Here is a 9,254-nt window from a genome sequence, read left to right on the forward strand (position 1 = left end):
CCTCGCCCTCTTCTCGCTGAACTCAGGATGTGGCGGCGGAGCGGGAGGGGGTCAACCCCGCCCTGCCGGGATCAGGCCCTGCGCCGCGAGGTCGTCCCAGAGCGCCTGCGGAATCTCCGCCCGAGCCGCGCGCAGGTTGCTCTCCATCTCCGCGACCGTCTGGCTTCCCGGGATCACCGAGACCACCGCCTTGTGCCGCAGCGGGAACTGGAAGGCCGCGTCGATCAGGCTCACCCCGTGGCTCTCGCAGACCGCCTTGAGCCGCTTCGTCCGCAAGGCCAGCTCCGGCGGCACGGCGTCGTAGTTGTAGAACTCGTGCCCCGCCAGCAGCCCCGAGTTGTAGGGGCCGCCGATGATGACGCCGATCCCCTTCTCCTCGCAGACCGGCAGGAAGGACTTCGCCGCCCCCTGCTCCAGCAGCGTGTAGCGCCCGGCGAGCAGGATCACGTCAAGCTCCGCCCGCTCCGCGAGCCACTGGGCCGTCTCCCATTCGTTGATCCCGAGGCCGATGGCCCGGATCACTCCCTGCGACCGCAGCTCGTGCAGCGCCCGGTGGCCGCCCGAGACGAACTGCCGGATCCAGCCGTCCAGCGCCTCCTGCGAACCATGCGTCCAGACGTCGAGGTCGTGCGTGTGGAGGATGTCGACCCGGTCCACGCCGAGCCGCTCCAGGGAGAACTCGAGCGACCGCATCACCCCGTCGTAGGAATAGTCGTAGACTCCCACGCGCGAGGGCACGTCGAACCACTTCCCATGCCCCTCGCGACCCTCGAAGCTCGTGGCCTTAAGCCAGCGCCCGACCTTGCTCGCCAGCACGTAGCTGTCCCGAGGCTTGTCCTTGAGGAACGGGTTGAGCCGCGTCTCGGCCATGCCCAGCCCGTAGAGCGGGGCCGTGTCGAAATGCCGGACGCCGCCGTCCCAGGCGGTGTCCATGACGGCCCGGGCCTCCTCCTGCGGGATCGCGCGGTACAGGTTCGCGAGCGGCGCCGTCCCGAGACCCAGCTCGGTGAAGGCCAGCCCCGTCCTCGCGTGAGCGCGTGTCGCCATGGCCCCTGTCGCCAGTTGCATCCCCGGTCCCCCCATGCTGACATGCCAGTCATTGCAGGGGAGGCGGGAAAAGAAAATGACCGACGCGTTTCGCCGCGTATTCGGGCCGGGCAAGCCCGTGATCGCCATGGTCCATTTGGGTGCCTTGCCGGGCGCGCCCCTCTACGACGAGGAGCGCGGGATCGATGGGCTGATCGAGGGCGCTCGCGCCGACCTCCGGGCACTCCAGGGGGCGGGCGTGGACGCCGTGATGTTCGGCAACGAGAACGACCGCCCCTACGAGATGAAGGTGGACACCGCCTCGACCGCCACGATGGCCTATGTCGTCGGCCGCCTGCGCGAGGAGATCGCGACCCCCTTCGGCGTCAACGTCCTCTGGGACCCGATGGCGACCCTGGCGCTCGCCGCCGCGACGGGCGCGTCGTTCGTGCGCGAGATCTTCACCGGCACCTACGCCAGCGACATGGGCGTCTGGGCCCCGACGCGGGCGAGGCGATGCGCTACCGCAACCGCCTGCACCGCCGCGACCTCGCCATGCTCTACAACGTGTCGGCCGAGTTCGCGGACAGCCTCGACCGCCGCCCCCTGCCCGATCGCGCCCGCTCGGCGGTGTTTTCGAGCATCCCCGACGCGGTCCTCGTCTCCGGCCAGATCACCGGAGAGGCCGCGCGGATGGAGGACCTCGAATCCGTCAAGCGGGTGCTGCCCACGACCCCCGTCCTCGCCAACACCGGCGTCAGGCACGACACCGTGGCCGAGGTCCTGCGGATCGCGGACGGCTGCGTGGTCGGCTCCGCGCTCAAGGTGGACGGCCACACCTGGAACGCCGTGGATCCGGAGCGGGCCCGTGACTTCATGCACAAGGCCAGGGCCGCGCGATGAGCCTGCGCGACGACCTTTCCGCCCTCTGCCTCCTCCCTGCCTCTCGGGGCACGAGGAGCCTGTCGCGGCCTGGCTTCGCGGCCAACTGTCGGAACTGGGATTCTCTTCGCGCACCGACCGTCTTGGCAACCTGATCCTGACCCTTCCGGGCGATGACGACCGTCCCTCGGTCATGGTCTTCGCCCACATGGACCAGCTCGGCTTCTTCGTGCGCAAGGTCGAACCGGATGGCCTTATCCGGGTCGAGCGCATGGGCGGCGTGGCCGAGAAGGCGATGCTCGCGCAGGCCGTCCTCCTCTGCCCGCCCGGCCACGACCCCGTGCCCGGCGTCATCATGGTCAAGGCCCACCACGCGACGCAGCCCTCCGAGAAATACACCGTCCCCACCGCCCCTGAGATCCGCATCGACACCGGCCACGGCTCCCGCGAGGCGGTCGAGGCCGCCGGCATTCGCATCGGCACCCCGGTCATCTACCTTCCCCGCGTCCTGCCGCTCGCAAACGACCGCTTCGCCGGGACCGCCGTGGACGACCGCGCGGGTTGCGCCGTCCTCCTCGACGTGGCGCGCAGGCTAAAGGACCGGCAGGGCGGTCCCACCGTCCACTTCGTCTGGTCCGTGCAGGAGGAGTTCAACCTCCGTGGCGCCGTCGTCGCGGCCCAAACCCTCAAGCCCGACATCGCCATCCAGCTCGACCTCATGCTCGCCACCGACACGCCCGACATGGCCGAGCGGGGCGAGATGGTCATGGGCGGCGGTCCGGGCATGAGCCTTTATTCCTTCCACGGGCGCGGCACCCTCAACGGCGTGATCCCTCACCCCGCCCTCGTCCGCCTGATCGAGGACACCGCCGAATCCGAGGGGATGCCGCTGCAACGCTCCGCCCAGGTCGGCGTCCTCACCGACCTGAGCTACGTCCAGACGGTCGGCGAAGGTATCGCCTCCATCGACCTCGGCTTCCCCATGCGCCACTCCCACTCGGCGCTGGAGGTCTGCGACCTGCGCGACCTCGAGTCCCTCTCCCGCCTCCTCGTGGCGGCGCTGGACCGGATTGGGCCGAACCTCCGGTTGGAGCGGGGTTGATGGCCGTCACCATGGGCATCGACGTCGGCACCTTCGAATCGAAGGGCGTCCTCGTGGACGACGGCCGTATCTTGGCCGAGGCGCGCCGCCCCCACGAGATGCTGGTTCCCCGCCCCGGCTGGGCCGAGCACCGACCCGAGGAGGACTGGTGGGGCGCCGTCACCCACCTCTCCCGGGCCCTCCTCGCCCAGGTCCCCGGCGCGCAGGTCGAGGCCCTCGCCGTCAGCGCCATCGGACCCTGCTGCCTCCCCGTGGACGCCTCGGGCCAGCCTCTCCGCAACGGCATCCTCTATGGCGTGGACACCCGCGCCACCGTCGAGATCGCCGAGTTGAACGACCGCCTGGGCGAGGCGAACATCCTGACGCTCGCCGGCACCGCCCTCACCTCTCAGGCCGTCGGTCCCAAGGTCCTCTGGCTCCAGCGCCACGAGCCCGAGGTCTGGGCCGCGACCTCTCGCCTCCACACCTCCACGAGCTTCGTCCTCGAACGCCTCACCGGCGCCTTCGCCATGGACCACTACACGGCGGCAAGCTGGTCCCCCCTCTACGACATGGCCCGGCAGGACTGGTCCGCCGAGCTCCACGGCATCTGCGAGGCCGCCCAGCTCCCTAGGCTCCTCTGGTCCGCCGAGATCGCCGGTCACATCACCCCCGAGGCCGCCCAGGCCACCGGCCTTCCCGAGGGCATCCCCGTCACCACCGGCACCATCGACGCCGCCGCCGAGGCCGTCTCGGTCGGCGTCTCCCGCCCTGGCGACCTCATGCTGATGTATGGCTCCACCGTCTTCGTCATCGAGATCACGCCCGGTCGCGTCACCGACCCGCGCCTCTGGTCCGCGCCCTGGCTGTTCCAGGGCCAGCACGCTGCCATGGCCGGCCTCGCCACCTCCGGCACCCTGACCCAGTGGTTCCGCGAGGTCATGGCCCCCGGCCTCCCCCGCGACACCGCCTTCGAGACTCTCATGGGGGAGGCCGAAGCCTCCCCGCCCGGGGCCAAAGGCCTCCTCTGCCTCCCTTACTTCTCCGGCGAGCGGACGCCGATCCACGACCCCCAGGCGCGCGGCGTGTTCTTCGGCCTGAACCTCACCCACACGCGCGGCGACCTCTTCCGCGCCGCCCTGGAAGGCATCGCCGCCGCGACCCGCCACATCGCGGAGACCTACGCCGAGGCTGGGGCCGCGCCCTCCCGCGTCATGGCGGTGGGCGGCGGCACGAAGATGGACCCCTGGCTCCAGGCCACATCCGACATGACCGGCCTCCCACAGGAGCTTCGCCGTGTCACGCTCGGAGCCGCCTACGGCGACGCCTTCCTTGCCGCCCTGGCCCTCGGCGCGGCGCGACCCCAGGACATCGACGCCTGGAACCCGCCCGAGCGCACCGTCGAGCCGCGCGACGTCCCGGCCTACGCGAAGAGCTACCCGCTCTTCCGCCGCCTCTACGAGCAGACCAAGGACCTCATGCACGAGCTTCCCGCCTGACCCTCAGGCGAAAAGCTCCGGCCTCTCCGTCCCCAGCCGCTCCAGCCGCGTCACCACCTGCCGCAGATGCGCCCGCGTCGCGGCCCGCGCCGCCTCCGGGTCCCGCGCCTCCAGCGCCGCGAGGATCGCCCGGTGCTCGGCCAGCGTCTCCTCGACCCGCCCCGGCTCGGGCAGCAGGAGCCGCCGCGCCCGGTCCACATGGACCCAGGCCGTCCGCGACAGCCCCGGAAGCCGTCGATGCCCGGTAAAGCTCAGCAGAAGTTCGTGGAACCCCGCATCGGCCGCGTAGAAGCCCCGGATGTCGCCGTCCGCGACCAGCCCCTCCTGCAGCCGCAGGTTCCGCCGCAGCTCCACCAATTGCTCCTCGGTGATGGCGCGTGCGACCTCCTCCACGGCCGCCAGCTCCAGCGCCTCGCGCAGGAAGGCCCCCTCGCGCACCTCGTCCAGCGACAGCCGCGCCACGAAGGTCCCCGCCTGCGGCACGATATCGACCAGCGCCTCGGAGGCGAGCCGAGCCACCGCCTCGGACACCGGACTGCGCGAGACGCCCAGCGCCTCGCAGACGTCGCCCTTCCGCAGGATCGCGCCCGGCCGCAGCGACAGGTCGAGGATCGCCTCCTTGAGCGAGGCATAGACCCGCTGCGACAGCGTCCCCGCAAAGTCCGACAGCGGCCGGAACGCCGGAGCCTCTGCGACCATCTGCACGGTATCTTGCGACATGCTAGCATGTTAGCTAGAGCCCGAAGCCAGATCAACGACCCGCCCCGAGGGGAACCCCCATGCTCGACCAGACGACCTCCGCCGTGATCCGCCTCCACCCGCAGGACAACGTGGTGATCGCCCTTGCCGACCTGCCGGCCGGCGCCGTGCTGCCCGAGGTCGGCGTCCCGCTGGTCACGCCCGTGCCTCGCGGCCACAAGATCGCCGTCTCCCCCATCGCCCCGGGCGCGAACGTGATCCGCTACGGCCAGATCATCGGCGCGGCCAGCCAGCCCATCCATCCCGGCGAGCACATCCACACCCACAACCTCGGCATGGGCGCGCACGACACCGACTACGCCTTCGGCACCGACATCCGCCCGCTGCCCCTCGTGACCGGGACGAGAAACTTCGACGGCTACCGCCGCGCCGACGGCCAGGTCGGCACGCGCAACTACCTCGGCGTCATCACCTCGGTGAACTGCTCCGGCTCCGTCGCCCGCTTCATCGCCGAGGCCTGCGAGCGCGAGCCCTGGCTGCGCGACAACCCCGCCATCGACGGCGTGGTTCCCATCGTCCACGGCACCGGCTGCGGGATGAGCGGCAAGGACGAGGGTTACGAGACCCTGTTCCGCACCCTCCAGGGCTATTCCCGCAACCCGAACTTCGCGGGCATCCTGCTCGTGGGCCTGGGCTGCGAGGTCATGCAGGTCCCCGACCTGATCGGCAAGGGCCGGATGCGCGGCGACGGCGCCTTCCGCTACATGACGATCCAGCAGACGGGCGGCACCCGCCGCACCGTCGAGAAAGGCGTGGCGATCCTGCGCGAAATGGCCGAGACCGCCGCCAAGGCCGTCCGCGAGCCCGCGGGCCTGGAGCATCTCGTGATCGGGATGCAATGCGGTGGCTCGGACGGCTATTCCGGCATCACCGCGAACCCCGCGCTGGGCGCGGCCTCGGACCTCCTCGTGGCCCATGGCGGCACCACGATCCTGAGCGAGACGCCCGAGATCTACGGGGCCGAGCACCTCCTGACCCGCCGCGCCGTCTCGCGCGAGGTGGGCGAGAAGATCGTCGAGCGCATCAAGTGGTGGGAGGACTACACCTCCCGCTGGGGCGGGGAGATGGACAACAACCCCTCGCCCGGCAACAAGAAGGGCGGCCTCACGACGATCCTCGAGAAGTCGCTCGGCGCCGTCGCCAAGGGCGGCACCGCGCCGCTCACCCAGGTTTACAAGTTCGGCGAGCCCATCACCGAACGAGGCTTCGTCTACATGGATTCGCCCGGCTACGACCCCTGCTCGGTCACCGGCCAGGTCGCCTCGGGCGCCAACCTGATCGTCTTCACCACCGGGCGCGGCTCGGTCTCGGGCTACAAGCCCGTCCCCTGCATCAAGCTCGCCACCAACAGCGAGATGTATGCGCGGATGAGCGAGGACATGGACATCAACTGCGGCGACATCGTCTCCGAAGGCGTCTCGCTGGAGGAGAAGGGCCGGGAGATCTTCGAGACGTTCATCTCCACCGCCAGCGGCCAGCACACGAAGTCCGAGGAACTGGGCTTCGGCGGCGCCGAGTTCGTGCCCTGGCAGATGGGCGCCGTGATGTGAGCCCGCGAGGCACGGTCGAGGGGGTTCGGAGGCAGCGGTCCCCCCGACCGAATCCCCACCCGACGCTCGTGCCGCCGAAAACGGCCCGACGCGGCGCGCCGGGCCCGTCGGCCCGTTCCGCGCCTCAGAGCTCCCGGCCCAGCACCACCTGCCGGTAAAGCGCCGTCAGCCAGTTGTCCCCGGTCGCCTGCGGCCGCAGGCCCTGGCCCGTCAGCAGGGCGTAGCTGTCGCGATACCACTCGCTGTCCTGATAGTTGGCCCCGAGGATCGCGCCCGCCGTCTGCGCCTCGTCGGTCAGGCCCAGCGCCAGATAGGCCTCCACCAGCCGGTGCAGCGCCTCGGGCGTGTGGCGGGTGGTCTGGTAATCCTCCACCACCGCGCGGAAGCGGTTGATCGCGGCCGTGTAGTTCCCGCGCTTCAGGTAGTAGCGCCCGACCTCCATCTCCTTCCCGGCGAGGTGGTCGAAGGCGAGGTCGAACTTCACCATCGCGTCAGCGGCATAGGGGCTGTCCGGATAGACCTCGATCACCGCGCGGAGCGCCTGGAGCGCCTGGAAGGTCAGGCCCTGGTCCCGGCCCACGTCGTCGATCTGGTCGTAGTAGCTCAGCGCCAGGAGATACTGGGCATAGGCTGCGTCCTCGCCGGCGGGGTAGAAGTCGAGGTAGCGCTGCGCGGCGCCGCGGGCATTCTCGTAGTCACCATCGCGATGGTAGGAGAAGGCGGCCATGATGAGGCCCCTCTTCGCCCATTCGGAATAGGGATACAGCCTCTCGACCTCGCTGAACAGGAAGGCCGCGTCGTCCTCCTGGCCCGATTCCAGCGACTGCTCGCCCCGGGTGTAGATCTGCTCGGGCGTGAGCGAGTCGAGCGCGCCGGGCGTACGGATGCCGCCATTGCCCGCGCCCAAGCCGCCCAGGAACCCGCATCCCGAAAGGGCCAGCAGCGCCACCGTGGCCAAGAGCCTTGCCTGTCCGCTGCCTCGCCCCATCCTGCCCCTCGTCGCGGTTCGTGGTTGGGGGACCCGGTCCCCGTCCGGCCACCGATTAGCACGGTTCGGCGAGGGGCAAAAAGCCCCCTCGCCTCATGGCTTGGCGGAACTCACGCCACGGCTGGCAGATCGGCCAGATCGCCGGTGCCGATCCCCACCCCCGGCAGCCGTTCGAGCAGGGCCGCGTCGCACGGCACCCGCCGCCACGCCTCGGGCCGCGCGAAGAGCGCGCGGAGGAGCTGGTTGGTCAGCCTGTGGCCCGCCCGATGCCCGACGTAGCGGCCCAGGATCGGCGCCCCGGCCGTGGCGAGGTCGCCCAGCGCGTCCAGCATCTTGTGGCGCACGGGCTCGTCCGGGTGGCGCAATCCGCCCGGCGTCAGCACCCGCGCCCGTCCACCACCACGGCATTGAGGTAGGTCCCGCCCAGCGCCAGCCCTTTGGCCCGCATCGCGTCCACGTCGGCCTGCCGGCAGAAGGTGCGGCTGTCGCAGAGCTCGCGCACGAAGGCGCCGTTGGAAAGGCCGAGCGCCTTCTCCTGATGACCGATCGCGGCGTCGGGAAAGTCGATGGCGAAGTCCATCTCCGGGCCTGCCGCCGGCTCCAGCCGCGCCCAGGCCGGCCCCTCGCGGACCTCGACCGGCTCCAGCACCTCGATGGCCTCGAGGGTGGCGTCCTGCTGCCTGATGCCGGCCGCCAGGATCGCCCGAACCAAGGTGGCGGCCGAGCCGTCGAGGATCGGCACCTCGGGCCCGTCGATCTCGACGATGGCGTTATGCACCCCCGTCCCCGCGAGCGCCGCCATCAGATGCTCGATCGTCGAAACCATCACGCCATCGCCATTCACGATTCGCGTGGCCAGCGGCGATTGCAGCACCCGGTCCCAGAGCGCCGGGATCAGGTTGTCGCGATCGGTCACGTCCACGCGGCGAAAGACGATGCCGGTCCCCGGCGCGGCGTCCTTGAGGGTGACGCGCGCCGAGGACCCTGAATGGAGCCCGGTGCCCGCGACCGACGCGGGCGTATGAAGTGTCGTCTGCACGGGCCTGGGCCTTCGTTATCGTTCATTCTGCTCGCACGAGCAGGTAAGGCCTCCGACCGATTCCACCAACTCAACAATTGCAACGGGCTGTAACACAGGGCCCAACGACGAAGGGCCGCCCGGGGGGGACGGCCCTTCCACTCGATATCGGCCGGATTCAGTTCGCCTGGCGACGCAGGAAAGCCGGGATGTCGGCGCGCTCCTGCTCGGCGTCGGGCTGGGCCTCGTAGCGGGGCTGTGGGCGCGGAGCCGGGGCACCACCGCCAGCCGCCTGGGCCGGAGCCTCGCCGCTGGGCTGGCCCGTCATCCTGTTGATGAGCGAGTTGATCCCGAATCGGGGCTTGTCGGCCTGCGGGGCGGGAGCGGCGGCCGGGCTCGCGCTGCGCGGCGGCTCGGCGCCACGGGCCTCGGCGGCGCGGTTCGCCATGGC

6 protein-coding genes and 3 pseudogenes are annotated in these 9,254 nt (G+C 70.7%); 4 read left to right on the forward strand and 5 right to left on the reverse strand.

Features of this window, described 5'->3' with window-relative positions; translation table 11 throughout:
- Nucleotides 1–51: 51 nt before the first annotated feature.
- The gene (locus tag RUMESO_RS10110) at nt 52–1,047 is read right to left on the reverse strand and encodes an aldo/keto reductase (RefSeq protein ID WP_037280010.1); all 996 of its coding nucleotides are present in this window, start codon (nt 1,045–1,047) and stop codon (nt 52–54) included.
- 127 nt (nt 1,048–1,174) lie between these two features.
- Here RUMESO_RS10110 and RUMESO_RS10115 point away from each other — a divergent pair.
- The 3 genes and pseudogenes from RUMESO_RS10115 (at nt 1,175) to RUMESO_RS10125 (ending at nt 4,488) form a co-directional block, all read left to right on the forward strand.
- Nucleotides 1,175–1,929: pseudogene (locus RUMESO_RS10115) on the forward strand (BtpA/SgcQ family protein).
- Between the two features lie 172 nt (nt 1,930–2,101).
- Nucleotides 2,102–3,010, forward strand: coding sequence for a M20/M25/M40 family metallo-hydrolase (locus RUMESO_RS10120; protein WP_245639223.1), 909 nt, complete (start codon nt 2,102–2,104; stop codon nt 3,008–3,010).
- A complete protein-coding gene (locus RUMESO_RS10125) occupies nt 3,010–4,488 on the forward strand; it encodes an FGGY-family carbohydrate kinase (RefSeq protein WP_037280011.1) in 1,479 nt (492 codons plus the stop codon). Before RUMESO_RS10120 ends, RUMESO_RS10125 begins: the two co-directional genes overlap by 1 nt.
- 3 nt (nt 4,489–4,491) lie before the next feature.
- On the opposite strand, the gene RUMESO_RS10130 is transcribed toward RUMESO_RS10125, so the two are convergent.
- A complete protein-coding gene (locus tag RUMESO_RS10130) occupies nt 4,492–5,208 on the reverse strand; it encodes a GntR family transcriptional regulator (protein ID WP_082483716.1) in 717 nt (238 codons plus the stop codon).
- 59 nt (nt 5,209–5,267) lie between these two features.
- Here RUMESO_RS10130 and RUMESO_RS10135 point away from each other — a divergent pair, with 59 nt between their 5' ends.
- The gene (locus RUMESO_RS10135) at nt 5,268–6,797 is read left to right on the forward strand and encodes a UxaA family hydrolase (RefSeq protein WP_037280012.1); all 1,530 of its coding nucleotides are present in this window, start codon (nt 5,268–5,270) and stop codon (nt 6,795–6,797) included.
- A 124-nt stretch (nt 6,798–6,921) separates the two neighbouring features.
- Here RUMESO_RS10135 and RUMESO_RS10140 read toward each other — a convergent pair whose 3' ends face one another.
- From RUMESO_RS10140 to RUMESO_RS25710, 3 genes and pseudogenes are all read right to left on the reverse strand, one after another.
- Nucleotides 6,922–7,785 (reverse strand): outer membrane protein assembly factor BamD, encoded by an 864-nt coding sequence (locus tag RUMESO_RS10140; protein ID WP_037280013.1) that lies wholly within the window; start codon nt 7,783–7,785, stop codon nt 6,922–6,924.
- A 110-nt stretch (nt 7,786–7,895) separates the two neighbouring features.
- Nucleotides 7,896–8,824, reverse strand: a pseudogene (lpxC, locus tag RUMESO_RS10145) (UDP-3-O-acyl-N-acetylglucosamine deacetylase).
- Nucleotides 8,825–8,981: 157 nt separating this feature from the next.
- Nucleotides 8,982–9,254, reverse strand: a pseudogene (locus RUMESO_RS25710) (cell division protein FtsZ); the annotation flags it as partial.

This window comes from Rubellimicrobium mesophilum DSM 19309, from assembly GCF_000600335.2.
Classification (GTDB): Bacteria; Pseudomonadota; Alphaproteobacteria; order Rhodobacterales; family Rhodobacteraceae; genus Rubellimicrobium; species Rubellimicrobium mesophilum.

Coding starts and splice junctions, on each gene's coding strand:
- RUMESO_RS10110 (WP_037280010.1), bottom strand. CDS start 1,047: ATGGCGACACGCGCTCACGCGAGGACGGGGCTGGCCTTCACCGAGCTG.
- RUMESO_RS10120 (WP_245639223.1), top strand. CDS start 2,102: ATGGTCTTCGCCCACATGGACCAGCTCGGCTTCTTCGTGCGCAAGGTC.
- RUMESO_RS10125 (WP_037280011.1), top strand. CDS start 3,010: ATGGCCGTCACCATGGGCATCGACGTCGGCACCTTCGAATCGAAGGGC.
- RUMESO_RS10130 (WP_082483716.1), bottom strand. CDS start 5,208: ATGTCGCAAGATACCGTGCAGATGGTCGCAGAGGCTCCGGCGTTCCGG.
- RUMESO_RS10135 (WP_037280012.1), top strand. CDS start 5,268: ATGCTCGACCAGACGACCTCCGCCGTGATCCGCCTCCACCCGCAGGAC.
- RUMESO_RS10140 (WP_037280013.1), bottom strand. CDS start 7,785: ATGGGGCGAGGCAGCGGACAGGCAAGGCTCTTGGCCACGGTGGCGCTG.